At 32.0% G+C, this 23,214-nt stretch carries 14 protein-coding genes, 1 tRNA gene and 3 pseudogenes; 10 read left to right on the top strand and 8 right to left on the bottom strand.

Going from position 1 to position 23,214, the window contains the following annotated elements; all coding sequences use genetic code 11:
- Positions 1-4: 4 nt before the first annotated feature.
- The 3 genes from GCU34_RS11355 to GCU34_RS11345 are packed head-to-tail and all read right to left on the bottom strand — an operon-like array spanning position 5 to position 3,372.
- On the bottom strand, positions 5-1,372 hold the full coding sequence (locus GCU34_RS11355; protein WP_072783395.1) for a tetratricopeptide repeat protein: 1,368 nt from the start codon (positions 1,370-1,372) through the stop codon (positions 5-7).
- Positions 1,373-1,387: 15 nt separating this feature from the next.
- Positions 1,388-2,641 (bottom strand): porin family protein, encoded by a 1,254-nt coding sequence (locus tag GCU34_RS11350; protein ID WP_072781975.1) that lies wholly within the window; start codon positions 2,639-2,641, stop codon positions 1,388-1,390.
- Positions 2,638-3,372, bottom strand: a complete 735-nt coding sequence (locus tag GCU34_RS11345) for a type III pantothenate kinase (RefSeq protein WP_072781976.1) — start codon at positions 3,370-3,372, stop codon at positions 2,638-2,640. The genes GCU34_RS11350 and GCU34_RS11345 overlap by 4 nt, the downstream gene beginning before the upstream one ends.
- A gap of 120 nt (positions 3,373-3,492) precedes the next feature.
- Here GCU34_RS11345 and GCU34_RS11340 point away from each other — a divergent pair.
- The 4 genes and pseudogenes from GCU34_RS11340 (at position 3,493) to GCU34_RS11325 (ending at position 6,017) form a co-directional block, all read left to right on the top strand.
- A tRNA-Phe gene (locus GCU34_RS11340) sits at positions 3,493-3,565 on the top strand.
- Positions 3,566-3,763: 198 nt separating this feature from the next.
- Positions 3,764-4,528, top strand: a pseudogene (locus GCU34_RS11335) (endonuclease I family protein); the annotation flags it as partial.
- Between the two features lie 513 nt (positions 4,529-5,041).
- Positions 5,042-5,401 carry a hypothetical protein gene (locus GCU34_RS11330; protein WP_072781980.1) on the top strand — a complete coding sequence of 120 codons (360 nt, stop codon included), beginning with the start codon at positions 5,042-5,044 and terminating at the stop codon, positions 5,399-5,401.
- Entirely contained in the window at positions 5,367-6,017 is a 651-nt protein-coding gene (locus GCU34_RS11325; RefSeq protein ID WP_072781982.1) for a hypothetical protein, read from the top strand. The genes GCU34_RS11330 and GCU34_RS11325 overlap by 35 nt, the downstream gene beginning before the upstream one ends.
- Before the next feature lie 50 nt (positions 6,018-6,067).
- Here the strand turns inward: GCU34_RS11325 and GCU34_RS11320 are convergent, their stop codons facing one another.
- Positions 6,068-8,119 carry a M16 family metallopeptidase gene (locus GCU34_RS11320; RefSeq protein ID WP_072781983.1) on the bottom strand — a complete coding sequence of 684 codons (2,052 nt, stop codon included), beginning with the start codon at positions 8,117-8,119 and terminating at the stop codon, positions 6,068-6,070.
- A 9-nt stretch (positions 8,120-8,128) separates the two neighbouring features.
- Positions 8,129-9,454, bottom strand: a complete 1,326-nt coding sequence (locus GCU34_RS11315; RefSeq protein ID WP_072783397.1) for a M16 family metallopeptidase — start codon at positions 9,452-9,454, stop codon at positions 8,129-8,131.
- A gap of 183 nt (positions 9,455-9,637) precedes the next feature.
- Here GCU34_RS11315 and rplU point away from each other — a divergent pair, with 183 nt between their 5' ends.
- Positions 9,638-10,273 (top strand): 50S ribosomal protein L21, encoded by a 636-nt coding sequence (gene rplU, locus GCU34_RS11310; protein ID WP_072781985.1) that lies wholly within the window; start codon positions 9,638-9,640, stop codon positions 10,271-10,273.
- Positions 10,274-10,305: 32 nt separating this feature from the next.
- Positions 10,306-10,565 (top strand): annotated as a pseudogene (gene rpmA / locus GCU34_RS11305) (50S ribosomal protein L27).
- Positions 10,566-10,647: 82 nt separating this feature from the next.
- Here rpmA and GCU34_RS11300 read toward each other — a convergent pair.
- A complete protein-coding gene (locus tag GCU34_RS11300) occupies positions 10,648-11,523 on the bottom strand; it encodes a DMT family transporter (RefSeq protein ID WP_072781988.1) in 876 nt (291 codons plus the stop codon).
- An 85-nt stretch (positions 11,524-11,608) separates the two neighbouring features.
- On the opposite strand from GCU34_RS11300, the gene GCU34_RS11295 reads away from it, so the two are divergent.
- Positions 11,609-11,989: a heavy-metal-associated domain-containing protein gene (locus GCU34_RS11295; protein ID WP_072781990.1), complete on the top strand. Its 381-nt coding sequence runs from the start codon at positions 11,609-11,611 to the stop codon at positions 11,987-11,989.
- A 32-nt stretch (positions 11,990-12,021) separates the two neighbouring features.
- Here the strand turns inward: GCU34_RS11295 and GCU34_RS11290 are convergent, their stop codons facing one another.
- Positions 12,022-12,969 (bottom strand): DUF3078 domain-containing protein, encoded by a 948-nt coding sequence (locus GCU34_RS11290; RefSeq protein ID WP_072781992.1) that lies wholly within the window; start codon positions 12,967-12,969, stop codon positions 12,022-12,024.
- A 48-nt stretch (positions 12,970-13,017) separates the two neighbouring features.
- The gene (locus tag GCU34_RS11285) at positions 13,018-14,781 is read right to left on the bottom strand and encodes a 1-deoxy-D-xylulose-5-phosphate synthase (protein ID WP_072781993.1); all 1,764 of its coding nucleotides are present in this window, start codon (positions 14,779-14,781) and stop codon (positions 13,018-13,020) included.
- 38 nt (positions 14,782-14,819) lie between these two features.
- On the opposite strand from GCU34_RS11285, the gene GCU34_RS11280 reads away from it, so the two are divergent.
- The 3 genes and pseudogenes from GCU34_RS11280 (at position 14,820) to pbpC (ending at position 23,206) form a co-directional block, all read left to right on the top strand.
- A complete protein-coding gene (locus GCU34_RS11280) occupies positions 14,820-15,260 on the top strand; it encodes a nucleoside deaminase (protein WP_072781995.1) in 441 nt (146 codons plus the stop codon).
- A 104-nt stretch (positions 15,261-15,364) separates the two neighbouring features.
- Positions 15,365-20,849, top strand: a pseudogene (locus tag GCU34_RS11275) (alpha-2-macroglobulin family protein).
- Positions 20,849-23,206, top strand: coding sequence for a penicillin-binding protein 1C (gene pbpC / locus GCU34_RS11270; protein ID WP_072781999.1), 2,358 nt, complete (start codon positions 20,849-20,851; stop codon positions 23,204-23,206). The pseudogene GCU34_RS11275 and the gene pbpC overlap by 1 nt, the downstream one beginning before the upstream one ends.
- Positions 23,207-23,214 lie beyond the last annotated feature (8 nt).

Here is a 23,214-nt window from a genome sequence, read left to right as displayed (position 1 = left end):
TTAATTAATCCAAGCTAGGAACTACAATACTTTCTCCTACCCAACAGTTAAAAGAAATTCTTTGTCCAGCTTTTCCTGATTGGAAAATTTCAGTTCTAGAAGGCGCCGCTTTTCTATAACCAGCAGCCATATTTGCAGCCGAACTCTTAACAGAAGGATCAACCGCTGCGGCTTTATCAGCATATTGAGCGGCTAACCAATACATTGCTCTTTTTTCGAATGGATTAGAACCACAATCGTTTATACTATTACCATATAACTGTGCAATAAACAAATATGCAGCACCATAAGAAGGCTTAGCAGCTAAAGCTTTTTTTGCATATGTTCTTGCCTGACTTTTACTTGAGTTTTTGTAAGCATAAGCCATTTTCATATAAACAGCTGCTTTTTTAGTATTATCTGTATACATACCAGCCGCTTGGTTGAAATAATCCATAGCTTTAGAAGTATTTTTTCTTTGTAATTCTACTACACCTAACTTGTATGCAGCATCTGCACTTGGGTTAAGTTTGTATAAAGCTTCAGAAATTTTAGAGAATAATGGATCACTATCACACTCTTTTGCTTCTAAACGGTCAGCTGCACGTTTTAACCATTGCTCGTTTGTTTTATTAGCCTCGAACGATTTTTGATAGAAAGGAATTAACTTTTCGCAAGTAGATAATTCTACAATAATTCCATCCATACTTGGTAAAACCACAGCTATCGCTTCTAAATTTGCATCTAATTTTCTTTTCGCTTTTTCTTCTTTAGAGTCAAGTGGTGTACCTGCTTCTTCTTTAGTCAATAGAACGTCTAAAGCATCAGAATCTTCTTTAGAAAGAGCCGAAAGTTTTTCAGAGATATCATCATATTTATCAAAAACATGTTGTAAATCGATTCCTTTATTACCTGCTTTATAGTCGTTTACAAATAATTCGAAATAAGCATATAAAGCTCTTGTATCATTAAAATTTGAAAAATCATTTTTAAAGGCTTTATCAAACAAAGCAAAGATTTCTTCTTTTGAACCAACATTATTATCGAATAAAGCTAATCCTTTTTTTACATCCACACTTTGAGAATATACTGATGTTGGAAAATTTGTATAATATTCGTCATATAGTTTCATTAAATCACGAACATATTTCTCTTTTTCAACTTTGTTCTCACCTGCAGCTTCAATTTTTTGTTTAATTGCAAATTCACCAAATCTGTAAACTCTTTCGTCAAAATTTGCACAGTTTTTTCTTAACGTAGTTAAATAATCGTATGCCGCAACATCTTTTGCTTTAACAGAAGTTGCCATTAAGCTTAATGTTTCTGTACAATCTTGTGCAGAGGCAAAAAAGTTAACTACAGCGAATAAAACTAAAGTTAATTTTGTTTTCATTTTCATTTCTATTTATTAGTCAATTAAAGTTTTCTTAAACCATTTATCACTTAATGATAATCCTATGTTTATGTTGAAATAATTTTCAAAAACCAATCCTTTTAAAGTGGTACCTCTTTGTCCAAATTCGAATCCGATATCAATTTTTGAAAGCCCAACTGGTAAACCAAAACCAAAATTCATGCCATAATCATCGATATTCTTTCCATTTATTTCTAAACCTGTGTTTTCATATCTAAAACCGGCTCTGTAAACCACTCTACTTAAATAACTTGAAAATGAATCATACTTAGGAATATAATATCCTCCCAAGATGTATCGCTGACCATTTTTATATTCATAATTTAAACCATCATCAAATCTTTTCACTAAACTTTTGTTTCCTAAGAAAGAAACTTCTGTACCAACAAACCACTTAGTTACTTTACCAATTCCGAAACCTAACCCTAATTTTGAAGGAATTTTTAAATCGGTATCAGCTATATCAACTTCAATTGGAGTACCAACAGGTATTTCCGAACCACTTAATGAATAAGTTACAGTTCCTAATGTTCTAGAGTTTTTTGACGATAGTGATGCTTCAGGCACATAAGTCAAGCTTGAAAAAATCTTTTTATCGCCATTTATCTTTTTGCTATATAAGGCGCCGAAGTTAAAACTCACCCCTCTAACCTCTGCAGTGTTTGTTTCTTTACTTGACAACTGTACACCGGCAATAGACTCAATAAGATTGTTCTCGATTTGCCCAAAATTATAATCAATCCCAGCTCCTACACTAAATTCATTATTAATTTGACACGAAAAACCAGTAAAAAAACGATTAATATTTCCTGACCCGTTAAACCTTTTCACTCGCTGAAGATCACCATCTGTTGAACTATTTTCAATTTTATAACCAATTGCACTATAAGGAGCTAATCCAACTACCGCCCCAAATTTTCCCATTGGAACTCCAACTGCTATATAATCGAAGGCTGTACTTTTCGCTTTTTCTTGTTTTTCCATAGCATTTAGAGTAGTAAAGTTTGTACTTCCTCCTACACTAAACGTTGTTAATTTTAAACTCGAATATGATGCGGGGTTATTTAAGTTAATAGCAATACTATCTCCAGTAATTGCTAGACCACCCATTGCCTTTGCCGCTTCAGTTCCTTTAAAACGAACTTCTCCAATACCGTAATAAGAATAAGCTGATGAAGTATTTTCTTGAGAAAACACATTAAAACTTAATAGGCTAATACCTAAACAGAAAAATATCTTTTTTATCATTTTGTATTTTTACTATACCTGAATAATGCATTCAAACTTTCTAATAAAAAATTTGAATTGGCAAATATGGTGCTTTTTAAACTTTTAGCCAAAAAATCTGCATCGCCTCCTGTTAAAATTATTGTTAAATCTTGAAAATTAACTTGATATTGGGAAATAAAACCCTCTATTTCATACAAAACACCATTAACAATTCCTGAATGGATAGCATTTTTTGTTGAATTTCCAAGATATGAATTTGGTGTTTCTTTTTCTAATAACGGCAACTTAGCTGTATAATTGTTTAAACTTTTGTATCTAATTGTAATACCCGGAGATATTGCACCACCATAGTACTCATTTGTATCAGTTATTAAATCATAAGTAATACAAGTTCCAGCATCTATTATTAAAACATTTTTTTGAGGATATAAAATTGATGCTCCTGAAACCAAAACCATTCTATCGATTCCTAAAGTATCTGGTGTACTGTACTTATTTATAAATGGGAATAAAAAATCTCGCTCTATCTCAATAAAATTTACCTGAGATTTGATGAAATTTTTTACTTCGGGACCAATTTTTCCTACCGAAGATGACATACAAGCACTAATTGAAGTAAAATTTTTAAAAATTTTTTTCAATTCAAAAATTGCGTTTTCTTTCTCAAAAACTACTTTTTCTACAATACTATTTTCCTCAAAAACAGCACATTTAAAAAAAGTATTCCCTACATCAAGAGTTAATAACATATTAGCTTTTTTAGCGCTTGCAAATATACAAATACATTTTTTTTTAAAATTGTTTTGGAAAATATAAAATTGGCCCTATATTTGCACCCGCAATCAGCAAGTACTGCTTCTGATTACAAAGGTACCTTAGCTCAGTTGGTAGAGCAACGGACTGAAAATCCGTGTGTCCCTGGTTCGATTCCTGGAGGTACCACAAAATAAGCCACTCTTAAGAGTGGCTTTTTTGTTTTGTTTTGGTTTTATTCTTACTTTGGTCGCCCCAAATTTAAAAATAGTATGAAACTAAAATTACTTTTATTACTCTTTGCAAATACATTATTTGCACAAATACCTACTTATTATAGTACTATTGATTTTACTCAAACTGGAAATACTTTAAAAAAACCAGTTAGCAACGCTAATTACAAATACTCACACAAATCAATTGCCCTACACCTCATCATCACCAGATGTATGGGATGCTTTACAAGCTGGAGATGTTACCCCTAATGATGCTTCTAAAGTTTTTTTAATTTATGGCTTTGATGATTTTGATGCTGCTTACAAAAATGACAGAACAGATATTGTGACCAACATCTGTAGTAGTTCTTGTCCTACAGGCGCTTGGAATAGAGAACATACTTATGCTTTATCTTTAGGAACTCCTGCATTAGTAACTTCTTCTCCTGGTCCAGGTACAGATGCTCATCATATTAGAGCGGCAGATGTAACCTTTAACGCAGATAGAGGAAATAGACTATATGCTGATGGAGAAGGCGATGCTGGACCCGTAAGTACTTTTTGGTACCCAGGAGATGAATGGAAAGGTGATATTGCCCGAATGATGATGTATATGTATGTGCGTTATGACAGTAGTTGTCTAGCTAACAATGTTGGCTCTGGTGGAAACACCTATCATGTTGATATGCCAGACATTTTTCTCGAATGGAACGAAGAAGATCCTGTAAGTGATTTTGAACGCACTAGAAATAATGTTATCCAAAGTTTTCAAGGAAACAGAAATCCGTTTATAGATAATCCATATTTTGCCACATTAATTTGGGGAGGACCTCAAGCACCTGATACTTGGAATACAATTTCTTGTTCTGCTGTTACAACTTGGAATGGAAGTTCATGGAACAACGGAACACCTAATAAAGATGTTAGAGCAATATAAATGGTAATTACACATCAAGTGGTGATTTAGAATGTTGTTCATTAGATATAATAGGAACATCTCAAGTTACATTACAAACAAATCACACCTTTACAGTTGTTAGAGCAGTTAATGTAGATGCTACTGCAAATTTTACTATTCAGAACAATGCAAATCTTATCCAAATTAATGATATTGCAAACACTGGAAACATTACTTATATTAAAAATAGTGCACCAATTATAAGGCTTGATTATACGTCATGGTCGTCTCCAGTTAGCGGACAAAACTTGTTAGCATTTTCACCGCAAACATTACCTAATCGTTTTTATGAATATGTTACTGGTGGCACTACTCCAGCAAATGCCTATGCAGCAATTGACCCCTCAACTAATGACTTTGTACCAACAAAGGGATATATTATAAGAGCGCCTAATAACTGGTCTTCTAGTTCGGCATCTTCTTATTTTAGGACAATTTACAGGAATTGCAAACAACGGAACTTATGAAGTAAATGTTTCTACAGGATTCAGTATGTTAGGTAATCCATATCCAGCAACAATTGAAGGAAAACATTTTATTGCATCTAACAGAACTATAGAAACTTTATATTTCTGGACACATACTGTTGCTGCTTCAGGCGGATCATATGCACAAAATAATTTTGCTTCTTATACTACTCTAGGTGGTGTTGCTTCTGCTGCAGGCGGACAAATACCAGATGGAACTATAAAACCTGGGCAGGGATTTTATTTTTATTCTTCTGAAAACGAAAAAGTCTTATTTCATAATGCACTTCGATATGACGTAAAAAACACGCAATTCTTTAAATCATCAAATGAAGTAAAAATTGCAGAAAATGACATTTTTTGGATTGAATTTATACCAAAATGAAAATCCACTTAACCAAATTTTAATTGGCTACAATTCTAAATCTTCAAAAGAATTTGATTTAGGTATTGATGGAAAAGCATTTGATACAAGTAATTCTATGATTTATACCACTATTAAAAATGAGAAATATGTAATTAATGGTCGCGGAAACTTCGATGCTGATGACATTTTTAATTTAGGTTTTAAAGCTAATGCGAAAGGCTTCTATAGTATTACTATGGAGAATAAAGCAGGTGCTTTTGAAAATATGCCTGTTTATATAAAAGATAATTTTACTGGAACTGTTACCGATTTAAACATTTCCTATTATATGTTTCTATCGGAAGAAGGAGATTTTGAAAAGAGATTCGAAATTTTTTACACGCAAAAACAAAACTATACAGGTAACAAAAATACTTTTTATGTTTACAGCGAAGGAAACAATATTTACATAAATTCTTTTGAAAAAGAAATCTCACACCTTACTATTCATGACATCAGCGGAAGAATTCTTTACAACCAACTAGTAAACGGAAATACTTTTAATATCTCAACAATTAATAAAAATAATACTGTTTTAATTATTGACACACACTTTAAAGACGGTTCAAATATTAGCAGAAAAATGATTCATTAAAAATAAAAAAAGCCACTCATTGAGTGGCTTTTTTTTATTACTATGTTTTCTTATTCAAAATTTTTATCCGATACTCCTTCGTTAATTTTAACTTCCGAAGCTGTAAATTCAATTTCAGCTCCCATATTTACAATTGTTTTATATGGAAACTTTACTCCTTTTACATCTTTATAATCTTCAAAATAAGTTGTTTGTTGCATTTTTTGCCCCATTTGTTCAACTTCTCTAGTCTCGGCAACTTTAAAACCTGAAACCATATCATAAAAATAAGTTGTAGTTCCAAAAACTAAAGCATAAGCATCTTTATCTTTAATAGTTTCAATTCCCTTTAAAGTAACTTCTTTATTATTTAACAGTTTTAACTCTTTAAAAGTTCCTGCAACATCTTGCATTCTTTTTAAATCTTCACCATCAAAATCTTTTCTTTTTCCTTGCCCCATAGAATATGCACCTTTTTCAGTAATTACAGTTCTAGACATTACCATTCCCATTGCTTTAACTTCGATACAAGCTCTTTTATCAGTGTATTTTTGGTGTAATTCAAGTGGCGTTCCTTGTACAAAACCTGTTGCAATTGCATATACCGATTTTATATCTTTAACTTTTTGTTCACCACCAATTGCTCCTATATATTTTTGCAAAATAGTTTGAGTTGTTACGCCAGCAGGAATTTCTTTTTTAACAACTGGTTTCTCTGTTGGATTACCAAATTTATCAAAATAAAAAATTGGTAATTTTTGAGTTTTACTCATTTTTTCTAAAGCAGGTAATACTTCCGAAGCTTTTCCTACCACTACAATTCTAGCATTTTCAGCTTTAAAATATTTTTGCGAAGCATTTAAAATATCTTGCGACGTTACTGCATTAATATTTTGCATATACTTCTCGTAAAAATCGTCTGGTAAACTTTGTGTTTCTTTATTTAATGCATAACGTGCTACAGTAGCAGGTTTTTCAATTTGCATTACGAAATTACCTATATATTTTGCTTTTGCATTTTTTAATTCTTCATCAGAAACTAAATCAGTTCTAATTCTTTTTACTTCATTTAAAAGCTCTACAATGGCACTATCTGTAACTGCATTTCTTACAGAAGCTCCTGCTCTAAATTTCTTAATATACTTGTCTGCAGCAATTGAAGAATAAGAACCGTATGTCCAACCGTGTTTTTCTCTTAAATTAAGAAAAAGTCTTCCTTCACCGCCACCACCAAGAATTTGGTTTGCCAAAATAATCGCAAAATAATCTTTATCGGTCATTTTTAAATTTGACAAATTCACTAAAGAAATTTCCGATTGTACAGCATTTGGTGTGTCTACAAAATTAATTTGCGTATATTGAACATCTTTTGGATCAGAATATGTTAAAATAGGCGCTGTAGCTTTCTTCCATTTTCCAAAAAGATCTTCAACTTGTTTTTTAATTTCTTTATAATTTACATCTCCAACGATTACTAAATAAGCATTTCCAGGAACAAAATAAGTGTTATAATTTAACTTTACATCTGCCAATGAAACATTATTAAAAGTCTCTTCAGAAGTAAATTCTCCATTATAATGTTCTTTTCCGTAAGCTAATACATTCTCAACTCTTTTAGAAATTGAAGACACATTTTTCTCATCAGCCTTTAAAGCTTCAATAGCTTTCGCTTTTTCTTTTTCAAATTCGTCTTGTAAAAAAACTGGATGCAATGCTCCTTCAGCCATTAATTCTAATATTCTTGAAGAATATCTTGACAATCCTGATGCAGAAGCTCCAGAATCCCAGAAATTAATTTTGGCACCTAAAAAATCAATCTCTTCATTAAAAGCATCTTTTGAAATGTTTTCGGTACCATTACCTAACATGGCACTTAATAAATTTGAAACACCTTTTTTAGAACCTTCCACATAAGGTGGATTATCTAATGTTAAAGTATAAGAAACTCGAGGTAATTTATGATTCTCAACAATTAAAACCTTTAATCCATTTTTTAAAGTAAACGTTTCAGGTTTTTTAATGTTAATTTTAGGCGCTGGACCTGCCTTTGGCATTGATCTATCTTGTGCTTGCATAGTTATTGTTAAAAATAAACAGGCTGCTATATATATTATTTTCTTCATTTTACTAAATTAGTTTTGTGATTTTTCTTGTGCTGGAAGATAATCTAAAATCATTCTTTGGCTTGGTTTCAAATATTTATTTGCCACCTCTTTAATTTCTTCTCTTGTTATAGAACGATAAATATTAATCTCTGTATTAATTAAATTAATATCGCCGTATAGCAAATAGTATGTTGCTAAGTTATTCGCAATTCCTTCAACACTAGCGTTGCTGTTTACATAATCGTTTTCAAATTTATTTTGAAGTTTTTGATAATCTTTTTCAGAAATTAATTCTGTTTGAAGTTTTGTAATTTCTTCATCAAACTGACCAATAATGGCGTCTTCAGAAGTATTTCCCATTGGCATACTATAAATAAAGTAAGTACCATAATCTTCTTGACTATAATTAAATGCTCCAACTTGTAACGCCATTTTCTTTTCGTCAACTAATTTTTTATATAATTTAGAACTTTTACCGTCCGATAAATAAGATGAAATCATATCTAAAACTCTAGCATCGCGAGTTTTCATCGATGGTGTTCTATAACAAGTAACATACATTGGAATTTGAATGTTTGGATCTTCCCATGTTGCTTTAAAAGATTCTGTAATAGGTTTTTCTTCATAAGTTTTGCGCGAAACAGGAGTTCCTTTTGGAATAGCGCTGAAATACTTATTGATCCATTCTTTAGCTTGAGACTTATCAAATTGACCTGCTACAACTAAAACCGCATTGTTTGGAATGTAGAATTTTTTATTAAACGCTTGAAACTCTTCTAAAGTAGCAGCATCTAAATGTTCCATTTCCCCAATTGTTGTCCAACGGTATGGGTGAACTTTGAACATATTTTGCTTTACAGCTTTAATTAGGTTTCCATAAGGTTGGTTGTCAACGCGTAATCTTTTTTCTTCTTTTACAACTTCATTTTGAGTGTCAACACCAATTTGGTTAATTACCGGATGCATTAAACGTTCAGATTCCATCCAAATAGCTAATTCTAAATTGTTTGAAGGAAAAACCTCATAATAATAAGTTCTATCATCGGTAGTATTTGCATTATTTTGTCCACCATTGGCAGTCACAATTTTAAACCACTCGCCTCTTTCAATATTTTTAGTTCCTTCAAACAAAAGGTGTTCAAAAAAGTGGGCAAAACCAGTTCTATCTGGTTGTTCATCTTTTGCACCTACATGATACATAACTGAAGTAATTACTACAGGTGCCGAATTATCTTGATGCAATACAACATGAAGTCCGTTTGGTAAGTCATATTCTTCAAATGTTACTTGTTGTGCGCTAGTTACATTTCCTATTAAAGTTGTAGCACTCAAAGCCATAAGAAAATTTTTCATAAAGTTAATTTTAGTTTTATAACAAAAATAAGTCGCAATATTAGTAGAAATGTTACAATTTTCAGGCATTTTTAACTTGTTTTTAAGCCTCAATTATTATTGAAAATCAAAATGATAGATATAATATTGTATATTAAAATTTTAATTGTATATTTGCACTCCTTAAATTTTAAATAAATTTATATGTACGCAATCGTAGAGATAGCAGGGCAACAATTTAAAGTAAGCAAAGACCAAAAAGTTTTTGTACACCGTTTAGCAGAGAACGAAGGAAATAAAGTTTCTTTTGACCGCGTTCTTTTATTAGACGATAATGGTACAGTAACTTTAGGCGCCCCAGCTATAGAAGGTGCTTCTGTAGAAGCTAAAGTGTTACAACACTTAAAAGGTGACAAAGTAATCGTTTTCAAAAAGAAAAGAAGAAAAGGTTACAAAAAGAAAAATGGTCACAGACAATCTTTAACTCAAATCATTATTGAAGGTATTGTAGCTTCAGGTGCTCCTAAAAAAGCAGCTAAGAAAGAAGCTTCAAAAGCTGAAGCTCCAGCGAAAACTTCAAAAAAAGGTGACGATTTAAAGAAAATCGAAGGAATCGGTCCTAAAGCTGCTGAAGTATTAGTTGCTGCAGGTATTGACACATTTGCTAAATTAGCTGAAGCTTCTGCTGACAAAGTAAAAGAAGTATTAGATGCTGCTGAAGCAAAAGTTCAACATTTAGATCCTACTACTTGGGCGCAACAAGCACAATTAGCTGCTGATGGTAAATGGGATGAATTACAAAAATTACAAGATGAATTAAACGGCGGTAGAGCAGTTTAATTTTAGTATTAACTTAAAAAACTCATAACGTCATGGCTCACAAGAAAGGTGTCGGTAGTTCGAAGAACGGTAGAGAATCAGAATCGAAACGTTTAGGCGTGAAGATTTTTGGTGGTCAAGCTGCTATTGCAGGTAACATCATCGTAAGACAAAGAGGTTCTAAACACAACCCAGGTGAAAATGTTTACATGGGAAAAGATCATACTTTACATGCTAAAGTTGATGGTGTTGTTCAGTTCCAAAAGAAAAAGACAACAAGTCTTATGTTTCAATTGTTCCATTTGAAGCATAATTTCTTAAAAATATCTTTATAAAAAAAGGCCACTTCAATGAAGTGGCTTTTTTATTTATATATAAACTTAAAATTTACCCTTTTACGAAGATTTTCTACTTGAAAAATAAACTCCAAGTAAGACTACTAAAGCTCCAAAAACTTGAAATATATTAAGTGTTTCATTCATAAAACTAAATCCTAAAATAAAGGCCACAACAGGAATTATATAAGTTACCGATGAGGCAAAAATAGGTGAAGAAAGCTGGATTAATTTAAAGAATAAAATATTTGAAAATCCCGTTCCTACGATTCCTAAAATCGTAATAAATAATAATGCGTGTTGTGTTTTTTCTTCAGAAACAATATCAAAAAAACCTGAAAAGAACAAAATTAAAAATGCCGGAATTAACATAATTGTAAAGTTCCCAACGCTAATGGTTAAAGGCTTTAAATCAGATAGATACTTCTTTATAAAATTAACATTTAGACCATACATTATTGAAGCAATAAAAATTAGAATTGCATATAAATAATTTTCGGTTGTATTGTCGTTATTACCAAAGTAAACTAATAGTAAACAACCTAAAAAGCCCATAATTACACCTATAATTTGTCTTCTTTCTACTTGTATACTAAAAAACAACAATCCAATTATAAGCGTATTTAAAGGAGTTAATGAATTTAATATTGAACTCACCGAGCCATCAATATGTTTTAAAGCAATAGCAAATAGAAATGCAGGAACAAAAGTGCCACACAAAGCCGTTAATGCAATATATTTCCATTTATAAGAAGGAATTTTGGTAAGCTGCTTAAATCCGATTGTTATTAAAAAGATTCCTGCAAAAAGAATTCTTAAAGCTCCTAGTTGAATTGAATTAACTCCTTTTAACCCTAACTGCATTAAGATAAAAGAGCTTCCCCAAACAGAACCCAGAAAAAACAAGAGCAACCACTTTGTGTTTTTATTTTCCATAAATAATTTATTAAGGCAAAATTCGCATTTTATTTCCAATTAAAAGCGTAACATTTAGTAATTTTGCACTATAAAAAATATTATCATGAATAAGTTAAATAAAATATTAAGTCTTATCATTTTATCTTCGTTAACATTAACTTCTTGCAAAAAGGAAGACAGCAAAACTAACGAAAGCAAAAACTCTACTGAAGAAGTAGCAGTTATGGATGAAAATGCAAAAATGGAAACAGCAAATTTATCAATTGAAGGTATGACATGTGAAATAGGATGTGCTAAAACAATTGAAGATAAATTAGCGCACTTAGATGGTGTAAAAGAAGCAAAAGTAGATTTTGAAGGTAAATTAGCCACTGTTTCATTTGATGCAAACAAACAAAATTTAGAATCTCTTAAAAACACAGTAGAAGCTGTTGCTGGAGGCGACACCTACACTGTTACTGATTCGAAAATTATTACAAAATAAAAAAGAGGCATAAGCCTCTTTTTTATTTTTATCTAAAAAGTATAGGTTAAACCTACGCCTAATATTTGTTTTAACTGAACTTTAGGTCCCACAGTTACTTGTTCTCCATCTACTTCTTCTTTTGCTTTAATATCATCATCGTAAACTAAATGCGTTCCCAAATTTGCTTTAACATAATCATTTACGGTCATTTCAAGTAACAATTGCCAATCGACATCTATATTTCCGAAATTATTAATGTAATCCGTATATAAACTCAAACGATGTTCTAAATTAATGTTTTTATACACTTCTTTTTCCCATTGATTCGTTACCAAAATACCTATTTCAGTTCTCGATAATTTACCATGAGAAATTAATTCTCCAGTAACCTCATCATAAACAGCACCATCAACTCCAAAAGCACCTTGATCTGCTAATTTTCTATCTAAAACTAAAGTTGTCTTTTGAGTTAAAGGCGACAGATAAAGGTTAAAATTTAAATCTTTTCTAATATATTCGGCACCAATACCTAAAAATATATAAGCTGGAGCAAAAGGTTTTGAAATAGGCTCATCAGTATTTGGATAGTTATAACCATTAGTAAACTGAGAACTAAAAGTAAATTTACCTGCATAAAACCAGTTTGAAATTGTATCCGTTCTATATCCAAAAGTGGAGTTAAACTGAACTTGGTCATCTGTTTTACGCAACTCTTGACCTTCTTGCTTATTGATTCCGTATTTACTGATTAATTCATTTTTCCAATTCACATTCTTTTTAGAATATTCTCTAATAAAATTTCCTCTTAAAATTCCAGAAATTGAATTGTTTCCTCCAGCATTCCAATTAACAAAAGTAATTTGAGAAATTGCTAAACCAATTTTATTTGTACTTTTCCAATACGTTACAGTATCAATTTTTTTTGTATTAACAACTTGTCCCGTTGCATTTAAAACAAAAGCAAATGCTACAAAAAAGGCAAAAAATGTGTTTTTCATAGAGTTGGGTAAATATGCGTAAATTTGAGTGCAAAAGTCGAAAAAATTCTATTCAGAAAAAAACTTTTGTAAAGTAATAACGTCTATTCCTGCAATTTGTTGTTGTTCATTTACTGTAGCTTGCTCTATGAAAAAATCTGGAATACCTAGTTTACTAATTTTAATAACCAAACCTTTCTGTTCATAAAAATTAGCAACAAGTGAACCAAAACCTCCAATAATAGTTCCATCTTCAATGGTAATAATTTCTTCATACTCGTTGAAAATATCTAAAAGTACTACTTCATCAAGTGGTTTTATAAACGGAAAATGATAATGTGAAAAGTTATTATTAGAAATAGAATTTAAAGCTTTAGTAACATTATTGCCTATTGTTCCGGTAGAAAGTATTGCTTTTGTACCTCTTTTTTGCAAACAAATAGCTTTGCCTATTTCAATTGCTTCAAATGGTTGTTGCCAATTTACAATTTCGCCTCTTCCTCTCGGGTAACGAATTGCAATTGGATGTTCTAAACCTAATTGAGCAGTATACATTAAATTACGCAATTCAATTTCATTTATAGGTGCCGAAATTATAATATTTGGAATACAACTTAAATATGCAATATCGAAAACACCATGATGAGTTGCTCCGTCTTCTCCTACAAATCCAGCTCTATCTAAACAAAAAATAACAGGCAGGTTTTGCAAAGCTACATCATGAATCACTTGGTCATATGCCCGTTGTAAAAAAGTAGAATAAATATTGCAAAAAACTGTCATACCTTGCGTTGCCATCCCTGCAGCCAAAGTAACAGCGTGCTGTTCTGCAATTCCAACATCCAAAGCTCTATCAGGAAATTTTTCCATCATAAATTTCATGGAACTTCCTGTTGGCATTGCTGGAGTAATTCCAATAATTTTAAGGTTTTTTTCTGCTAATTCTACTAAAGTGTGCCCAAAAACATCTTGATATTTTGGAGGCAAATTTTCTTGATTACTTGGATAAATTTTCCCAGTTTTAGCTTCAAACTTACCTGGCGCATGATATTTAACTTGATCTTCTTCAGCTAATTGCAGGCCTTTTCCTTTGGTAGTAATCACATGTAAAAACTTCGGTCCTTTTATATTTTTTAATCGCTCTAACTCGGAAATTAATTTTGGTAAATCATGACCGTCAATAGGACCCGAATAATCAAAATTTAAAGATTTTATGATGTTGTTTGCCCTTGGATTTTTTCCTTCTTTAACAGCTGTTAAATAATCTTTCAATGCACCAACACTTGGATCAATTCCAATAGCGTTATCATTTAAAATTACTAACAAATTAGCATCGGTAACACCTGCGTGATTTAGACCTTCAAAAGCCATTCCGCTTGCTAATGAAGCGTCGCCAATAACTGCAATATGTTGTTTATCAAAATCTCCTTTTAGTTTTGAAGCAATTGCCATTCCCAAAGCAGCAGAAATTGAAGTAGACGAATGTCCAACACCAAAAGCATCATACTCACTTTCACTTCGTTTAGGAAAACCAGAAATTCCATCTTGTTCCCTATTCTTATGAAATATATCTTTTCGGCCGGTTAAAATTTTATGCCCGTATGCTTGGTGACCAACATCCCAAATCAATAAATCTTCAGGCGTATTAAAAACATAGTGCAATGCAATTGTTAATTCAACCACTCCTAAGCTAGCGCCCAAATGACCACCTTTTTGTGAAACTATATCGATGATAAAGTCACGCAATTCTTGAGCAACTTGCGGTAATTGATTTATTCCAAGTTGTCTTAATTCGGAAGGAAAATTTATTTTGTCTAGTAATTTTGATTGCATGTAACAAAAGTAGTGATTGAATTTGTAATTTTGTGCGTATGGAAAACATTTTCACAGACGAATATTTTATGAAAAAGGCTTTAGCCGAAGCTGAAAACGCTTTTGAAAAGGGTGAAATTCCTGTTGGAGCTGTAATTGTAATCGACAATAAAGTCATAGCAAGAAGTCATAATCTTACAGAACTTTTGAATGATGTTACCGCTCATGCCGAAATGCAAGCCATAACGAGTGCTGCTAATTATTTGGGCGGAAAATATCTAAAAGACTGCACGCTATATGTAACATTAGAACCATGTCAAATGTGTGCTGGAGCGTTATATTGGAGTCAAATTTCAAAAATTGTTTACGGCGCTTCCGATGAAAATAGAGGTTTTTCAAAACTAGGAACTCAATTACATCCTAAAACACAGGTAGTTAGTGGCGTACTAGAAAATGAATGTTCTTTATTGATGCGTGCTTTTTTTAGAACGAAAAGGTAATAGTAACTTCATATATTTTATCAAAATTTTTCCTACCTTTAAGACAATATTTTTTCTTTCTTTTGAGTTGTAAAGGTATTCTCTATTTAAATTCTTTCTTTATTATGAAAAAACAACGAATTTTATCGGCTGTAATGGCTTTGCTATTGTTTGTAAGCTGTTCAAAAAAAAATGCAGAAAACTTTAATTCCGAGTATTCTCTTTTCAAAGATTATATTCTTAATTATAGTCCAAGTATTATATCCAGTTCCGATGATATTAGAGTTGTTTTGGCTTTCGATAACCAAGATTGGAGCGAAAATAAAGAGTTAGATCAAAACTTATTCAAAATAAATCCATCAATAAAAGGTAAAGTTGTGGCTTTATCTTCAAACACTGTTGCATTTATACCAACAGAAAAATTAAATCAAAATACATCTTATCAAGTAAGTTTTCAATTGGGCGAATTAAAACAAGTCGATAAAAAACTAAAAGAATTTAATTTCACTACAAAAACCATTAAACAAGATTTTATGGTTTCTGTTATCGATTTACAATCGTATAGCAAAGATTTTCAATATATAAATGGCGTTTTAAACACTAGTGATAATTTAGATTTTGAAACTGCAAAAAAATTAATTCAAGTTTCTCAAAAAGATAAAAAGTAAATGTAAAATTCAATAAAGAACTGAGCACTTCTAGAGAGTTTAAATTCGTAATCGACAGCATTCAGCGTTTTGTTGAGGATAGTAAAATAAACATATCTTGGAACGGAAAAGATTTTGATATTGACCAAAAAGGAGAAATGGAATTTGATATTCCTGGTAAAAACAATTTCAAAATTATTTCTGCCGAGTTTCAAGAAGGCGATAATCAAGTTTTATTATTAAACTTTTCAGATCCACTCAAAAAAGGACAAGATTTAAACGGTTTAGTAGAAGTAGAAACTGCAACCAACTTGAAATTTGCAACGGCAGGAAATCTTTTAAAAGTATTCTTTAACGAGCCCTTAAAAGGAGAGTTATTAGTTGAAGTTTTCCAAGGAATTCAAAGTGAAGACGGTTATAAAATGAAACAAAATTTTTCTCAAAAAGTTTCATTTGAGCAAATTAAACCTCAAGTCCGTTTTATAAAAAGCGGAACTATTTTACCAAGTTCAAATAATTTAAAAATCAATTTTGAAGCCGTAAACTTAAAAGCAGTTGATGTAAAAGTGTATAAAATTTACAAAAACAACATTTTACAATTTTTACAAGACAATGAAATTAATGGTAGTCGAAATCTTCGAAAAGTTAGTGCTCCAATTGCAAAGCAAACATTGTATCTAAAAAAGAATAATCTTGCCAATTATAGTAAGTGGAATGCTTATGCTATCGATTTATCTAAAATTATTCAACCTGAACCAGGTGCAATTTATAGAGTTGAATTAACAATTCTTAGAAAATATTCTCTTTTTAAATGTTCGACTGGTGATGCAATTGAAGAAGAGGAAGAAGAAGAAAATTTTGAATCCGATGAAGTTCGTTCTACAGAATATTACTACGATGACTATTATGATTACGATTGGTACGAAAGAGAAGATCCTTGTTCATCATCCTATTATTACAACAATACAATTGGAACAAATGTTATTGCTTCCGATTTAGGAGCTATTGTAAAAAGAGGCGAAAACGGAAGTTATTTTATTGCAGTTAATAATATTGTGGATACCAAACCAGTTTCGGGAGCTAATGTTGAATTATATGATTATCAACAGCAAAAATTAGCTTCAACAACAACTGATGTGGATGGTTTTGCAACTACAGAAACAAAACGTTATGCCTTTTTTGCCATCATAACTAAAGATAAAAGTACAACTTATGTAAAACTCGATGAAGGTCAATCTTTATCTGTTAGTGATTTTGAAGTAGGCGGCATTACTTTAGAAAAAGGTTTAAAAGGCTATATTTATGGTGAACGTGGTGTTTGGCGTCCTGGAGATACTTTGCACATTGCTTTTATGCTAAATGATAACGAAAGTAAACTCGAAAAATCGCACCCTATTAAATTCAAACTTTCAGATCCAAGAGGAAAACTTTCTTATCAAGCAGTTCAAAAATATAAAGAATCAAACCATTATAAATTTACAGTTGCCACAAAACCAACAGACATTACAGGTAATTGGGAAGCCAAAGTAAGTGTTGGAGGCGCTAATTTTTATAAGAATATTAAAATTGAAACCATTAAACCGAATCGTTTAAAAATTAAAAACAGTTTTGCAGGCGCTACAATTTCTGGAAGCAATCCAAATAAAGGAACATTAGAAGTAGCTTGGCTACATGGTGCTGTTGCTAAAAATTTAAAGGTAGAAATGCAGGCTAAATTTATGAAAGAAGCTACTACTTTTAAAAATTACAGCAATTATGATTTTGATGATGATGTTAGAGATTTTTACACCGAAGAAGTCAATGTGTTTTCCGGTAAAGTAAATGAAAATGGAAAAACAGATGTAACTTTAAAGCCTACGATTTCAAGTCAAGCACCTGGTAAATTAAAAATTGTAATGCAAACCAAAGCCTTTGAAATGGGTGGTGATTTTAGTACCGATGTAGTTTCGGCTTCATTTTCTCCTTACAAAACGTATGTTGGTTTAAAAAGTCCAACAGCAAACAAATACGGATTTTTAGAAACCGACAAAATCAATAAATTTGAAGTGGTTACACTTTCTGAAAACGGAAAACCAAAAGCGGTAAAAGATTTAGAAGTTCGAGTGTATAAAGTGGATTGGCGTTGGTGGTGGAATTCATCTGGAAACGATTTGTCAAAATACAATTCAGATAATGTAACAACAGCTTATAAAAACTTCACTATTTCTACAAATTCAAGTGGAAAAGCAAGTTTCCAATTTTCAGTTCCTGAAGGCGATTGGGGAAGATATTTAGTACGTGTAGTTGATCCAAACGACGGACATGCAACGAGCACAACAGAAATTATCGATTGGCCTTACTGGTCGGGTAAAACTAAAAATGGTGATGCTTCAGCAGCAAACATGCTTGTATTTACTTCTGATAAAGAGAAATATGCTGTAGGTGAAAAAGCTATTGTTTCTTTCCCTTCAAGTTTAGGCAATCGCGCTTTACTTTCATTAGAAAACGGAACTAAAGTAGTAAAAACACTTTGGGCTGATACACAAAAAGGTGAAACCAAAGTTGAAGTTCCAGTTACTGCTGATATGGCGCCAAACGTGTACATCAACATTACATTATTGAAACCACACGCATCAACTGTAAATGATGCACCAATTCGTATGTATGGAATTTTACCAATTGAAGTGGTCGATAAAAATACAATTCTAGAACCTGTTTTAACCATGCCAGAAGTGCTTCGTCCCGAGCAAAAAGCTTCTTTAAAAGTTAGTGAGAAAAATGGTAAGGCAATGAGTTATACTATTGCAATTGTAGATGAAGGTTTACTGGATTTAACTCGTTTTAAAACGCCAAATGCTTGGGATAAATTTTATTCTAAACAAGCACTTGGTGTAAAAACTTGGGATATTTATGATGATGTTATCGGTGCTTATGGAGGAAAAATAAATCAAATTTTCAGTATTGGTGGTGATGAAGATTTAGGAGGCGGAAGCAATAAAAAGGCAAACCGATTTAAACCTGTTGTCATTTATCTTGGACCATTTAAACTAGAAAAAGGACAAGCCAAAACGCATTCGTTTGAAATGCCAAATTATATTGGTTCGGTTCGAACAATGGTAGTTGCAGGAAATGATGACGAAAATGCTTATGGAAGTACTGAAAAAACGACTCCTGTTAGAAGTCCGTTAATGGTTTTAGCATCTGTACCGAGAAAAATTTCTCCGAACGAAAAAATTACGTTACCAGTTACGGTTTTTGCAATGGAACCAAAAGTTAAAAATGTTACGGTTCAAGTAAAAACCAACAATGGAATTCGAGTGGTTCAGCCTTCGCAATCGGTTAGTTTTAGTTCTCCAGATGAAAAAATGGTATATTTCGATTTAAATGTTGGCGAACTAACTGGTTTAGGAAAAATTGAAGTAATCGCTACTTCTGGAAGTGAAAAAGCATCTTATCCAGTGGAAATTGATATTGTAAATCCAAATCCAGAAACTACTGATTTTGTTGATGTAATTTTGGAACCAAATAGTACAAAACAAGTCAATTGGACAACATTTGGCGTAAACGGAACGAACAAGGCTTCCGTTGAAGTTTCATCTTTCCCAACAATTGATTTCAATAGAAGATTAAAATATCTAATTCAATATCCTCATGGATGTGTGGAACAAACTACTTCAAGTGTATTTCCTCAACTATACTTAAACGATATTGTATCTATTGATGATGGTAAAAAACAACAAATTCAACGTAATATTAATATTGGTATTCAACGATTGGGTAATTTCCAATTAGCTGGTGGTGGATTATCGTATTGGCAAGGAAATTCTCATCCAGACGATTGGGGACATCGTATGCAGGTCATTTTATGATGGAAGCGGAGAAAAAAGGATATGTGTTACCTATTGGTTTCAAACAAAAATGGATTTCACATCAACAACGAATGGCTAAACAATGGCGCTTCGATGCTCGTTATCATAACGATTTTGCACAAGCCTATCGTTTGTACACTTTAGCGCTTGCTGGTTCATCCGATTTAGGCTCAATGAACAGACTTCGTGAAACGGTTGGTATTTCTAACGAATCGAAATTCCGTTTAGCGGCAGCTTATGCTTTAATTGGTCAGAAAAAAACGGCGTTAAATTTAATTAACGGATTAACTGTTGAAAACAACAATTATTACTATTACTATGGTTCTGAAGAGCGAAATAGAGCGATGTTATTAGAAACCTATTTATTAGTTGGTGAAAAAGCAAAAGCCTTTGACGTAGCAACTAAACTAGGCAAAAACTTATCTTCAAGCAATTGGATGAGTACACAAACTACGGCTTATAGTTTATATGCGATGTCTAAATTTGCAATGGCAAATGGTGGTAAAGGAATTTCTGTTTCGTTAACTCAAAAAGGAAAAACACAACCTTTAACGACTTCAAAATCAATTTTAGATAAAACGTTAAATGTAAGTACCGGAAACAATTCCATTTCATTAAAAAACAACGGAAATAACACATTGTATGTTCGCGTATTGAATAGTGGAATTTTACCTGTTGGAGAAGAAAAAGAAGTGTACAAAAACATTAGTTCTGTTATTACTTATAAAGCTAAAAATGGTACTACTTTAAATCTTTCATCGGTAACACAAGGCACAGAAATTGTAGCAAAAGTAATCGTAAGAAACACCTCTAACGAACGCGTAGAAAATGTAGCTTTAACTCAAATTGTTCCGTCAGGATTTGAAATTTTGAATTCTCGATTTACTGATTTTGGTAATTCAACAGAAAACAAAGCCGATTTCATAGATATTCGAGATGATAGAACCAATTTCTATTTCGACTTAAATGCAGGTGAAACCAAAACATTTACCATGTATTGGAATGCATCTTATCTTGGAAATTATTATTTACCTGGTGTTCAATGCGAAGCCATGTATGACGATAATTATCTAGCACGAAACAAAGGACAATGGATTACAATTGTTAAAGAATAATGTTTTTAAATCGCTTTTGGCAATACATAAAACGTAATAAAATAAAAACTACCACAGGAATTATTCTTGTGGTAGTTTATTATTTTTCGTTACCAAAAGTCTTGTTTAAAAACGATTATGCAACTGTAATTGAAAGTAAAGAAGGGCAACTTTTAGGCGCAAAAATTGCAGATGATGGTCAGTGGCGATTTCCAGAAAGTGATAGTATTCCACATAAATTTAAAACATGTATTGTAGCTTTTGAAGACCAACATTTCTACAAGCATTTTGGCTTCAACCCTATTTCAATGTACCACGCTTTTTTACAAAATAGAAAAGCCAATAAAGTAGTTCGAGGTGGAAGTACGTTGACACAACAAGTAATTCGATTACATCGAGAAAATCAAAAAAGAAGCTATTTCGAGAAATTCATAGAAATAATTCTGGCGACTCGTTTGGAGTTTCGATGCAGTAAAGATGAAATTTTAGGATTATATGCCGCACATGCTCCTTTTGGAAGTAATGTTGTAGGATTAGAAATGGCATCTTGGCGTTATTTCGGATTACAACCACATCAATTATCATGGGCAGAAGCTGCTACTTTAGCCGTTCTACCTAACGCGCCTAGTTTAATTTATCCAGGTAAGAATCAACAACGATTATTAGATAAAAGAAACCGATTGTTAAAGAAACTTTGGCAAGACAAGATAATTGATAAAGAAACTTATGAGTTGGCTTTATTAGAAAATTTGCCTCAAAAACCCTTCGATGTTCCACAAATTGCTCCGCATCTTTTACAAAAAACTGCAAAAGAACATAAAGGCCAAAAAATAAAAACAACACTATCAATTTATCATCAAGAGCGCGTAAATGATATTGTAAAACAATATTACAATTTGTACAAACAAAATGAAGTGTACAATATTGCGGTTCTTGTAGTTGATGTAAAAACTCGAAATATTATTTCATATGTTGGGAATAGCCCAACCGATAAAAATCATCAAAAAGATGTTGACATAATTGAAGCACCAAGAAGCACTGGAAGTATTTTAAAACCTTTTTTGTATGCTTCTATGCTTGATGATGGTGATATTTTACCTGAATCATTAATTCCAGATATTCCAACACAAATTTCGGGTTATTCGCCACAAAATTATAACCTAACATATGACGGAGCTGTTCCTGCAAATAGAGCTTTAGCGCGTTCTTTGAATATTCCAGCAGTTTTGATGCTTCAAGAATATTCTGTAAATAAATTTTATGAGCAATTACAGAATTTAAAATTACGCAATGTGAATCGCCAACCTTCAAATTATGGTTTGTCGCTTATTTTAGGCGGTGCTGAAACCAATTTATGGGATTTGTGCCGTGCGTATTCATTTATGTCAGGAACTGTTAATCATTTTACTGCTACCCAAGATGAATATCGAACCAATGAATTGGCTAATTTGAATTATAATTGGGATGAAAAAGTAAATTTTGGAAAATCTGTTCAAAATAAAAACATTTGGAATGTTGGTGCCATTTGGGAAACGTTTGAGGCTATGAAAGAAGTAAACCGACCAGAAGGAGACGAAGCATGGCAATTTTATGATTCATCTATTGAAATTGCTTGGAAAACAGGAACAAGTTTTGGTGGAAGAGATGCTTGGGCTGTTGGCGTAAACAAAGATTATGTAATTGGTGTTTGGGTTGGAAATGCCACTGGAGAAGGAAGGCCTTTATTAACTGGTGTTGAAAGTGCAGCTCCTATTCTATTTGATGTTTTTAGAATTTTCCCTAGAAGTAAATGGTTTGAAACACCTTATAACGATTTAGAAGAAGTTAGTATTTGTAAAAACTCAGGATTTTTAGCAACTAATACTTGTCCAGGTGAACTAAAATGGGTTCCAAAAACAGCTAAAAAATCGAAAAACTGTCCGTACCACAAATTGATTCATTTGGATCAAACCAAACAATATCGTGTAAATAGTAGCTGTGAAGCTATTGAAAATATGGTTACCAATTCTTGGTTTGTGCTTCCTCCAGTGATGGAATGGTATTACAAGAAAAAAAATATCGATTACAAACCACTTCCACCATTTAAAGAAAACTGTGAAAATAATGATGTAAGCAAAAAAATGGACTTCATTTATCCTACAAGTTTTACCAAAATCATTTTAACTAAAAACTTTGAAGGCAATACGCAACCCACTATCTTTAAAGTAGCGCATTCTAATCAAGAGGAAGAGCTTTTTTGGTACTTAAATAAAAAATACTTAGGAAGTACTAAAACCTTTCATGAAATGGCTATAATAGCTTCTTCAGGAATTTATACAATTACAGTTATAGATCAAGAAGGTACTGAAATTAAAAGAAAAGTTGAAATTGAGAAATAAAAAAACCG

The organism is Flavobacterium haoranii (genome assembly GCF_009363055.1).
GTDB lineage: Bacteria > Bacteroidota > Bacteroidia > Flavobacteriales > Flavobacteriaceae > Flavobacterium > Flavobacterium haoranii.
Note: the sequence above shows the minus strand (reverse complement) of the source record. Positions and strands in the feature narration are given on the sequence as shown.

What these genes read in the sequence shown, in the direction of transcription:
- GCU34_RS11355 (WP_072783395.1), bottom strand. Translation starts at nt 1,372, where the DNA reads ATGAAAACAAAATTAACTTTAGTTTTATTCGCTGTAGTTAACTTTTTT.
- GCU34_RS11350 (WP_072781975.1), bottom strand. Translation starts at nt 2,641, where the DNA reads ATGATAAAAAAGATATTTTTCTGTTTAGGTATTAGCCTATTAAGTTTT.
- GCU34_RS11345 (WP_072781976.1), bottom strand. Translation starts at nt 3,372, where the DNA reads ATGTTATTAACTCTTGATGTAGGGAATACTTTTTTTAAATGTGCTGTT.
- GCU34_RS11330 (WP_072781980.1), top strand. Translation starts at nt 5,042, where the DNA reads ATGTTAGGTAATCCATATCCAGCAACAATTGAAGGAAAACATTTTATT.
- GCU34_RS11325 (WP_072781982.1), top strand. Translation starts at nt 5,367, where the DNA reads ATGACATTTTTTGGATTGAATTTATACCAAAATGAAAATCCACTTAAC.
- GCU34_RS11320 (WP_072781983.1), bottom strand. Translation starts at nt 8,119, where the DNA reads ATGAAGAAAATAATATATATAGCAGCCTGTTTATTTTTAACAATAACT.
- GCU34_RS11315 (WP_072783397.1), bottom strand. Translation starts at nt 9,454, where the DNA reads ATGAAAAATTTTCTTATGGCTTTGAGTGCTACAACTTTAATAGGAAAT.
- rplU (WP_072781985.1), top strand. Translation starts at nt 9,638, where the DNA reads ATGTACGCAATCGTAGAGATAGCAGGGCAACAATTTAAAGTAAGCAAA.
- GCU34_RS11300 (WP_072781988.1), bottom strand. Translation starts at nt 11,523, where the DNA reads ATGGAAAATAAAAACACAAAGTGGTTGCTCTTGTTTTTTCTGGGTTCT.
- GCU34_RS11295 (WP_072781990.1), top strand. Translation starts at nt 11,609, where the DNA reads ATGAATAAGTTAAATAAAATATTAAGTCTTATCATTTTATCTTCGTTA.
- GCU34_RS11290 (WP_072781992.1), bottom strand. Translation starts at nt 12,969, where the DNA reads ATGAAAAACACATTTTTTGCCTTTTTTGTAGCATTTGCTTTTGTTTTA.
- GCU34_RS11285 (WP_072781993.1), bottom strand. Translation starts at nt 14,781, where the DNA reads ATGCAATCAAAATTACTAGACAAAATAAATTTTCCTTCCGAATTAAGA.
- GCU34_RS11280 (WP_072781995.1), top strand. Translation starts at nt 14,820, where the DNA reads ATGGAAAACATTTTCACAGACGAATATTTTATGAAAAAGGCTTTAGCC.
- pbpC (WP_072781999.1), top strand. Translation starts at nt 20,849, where the DNA reads ATGTTTTTAAATCGCTTTTGGCAATACATAAAACGTAATAAAATAAAA.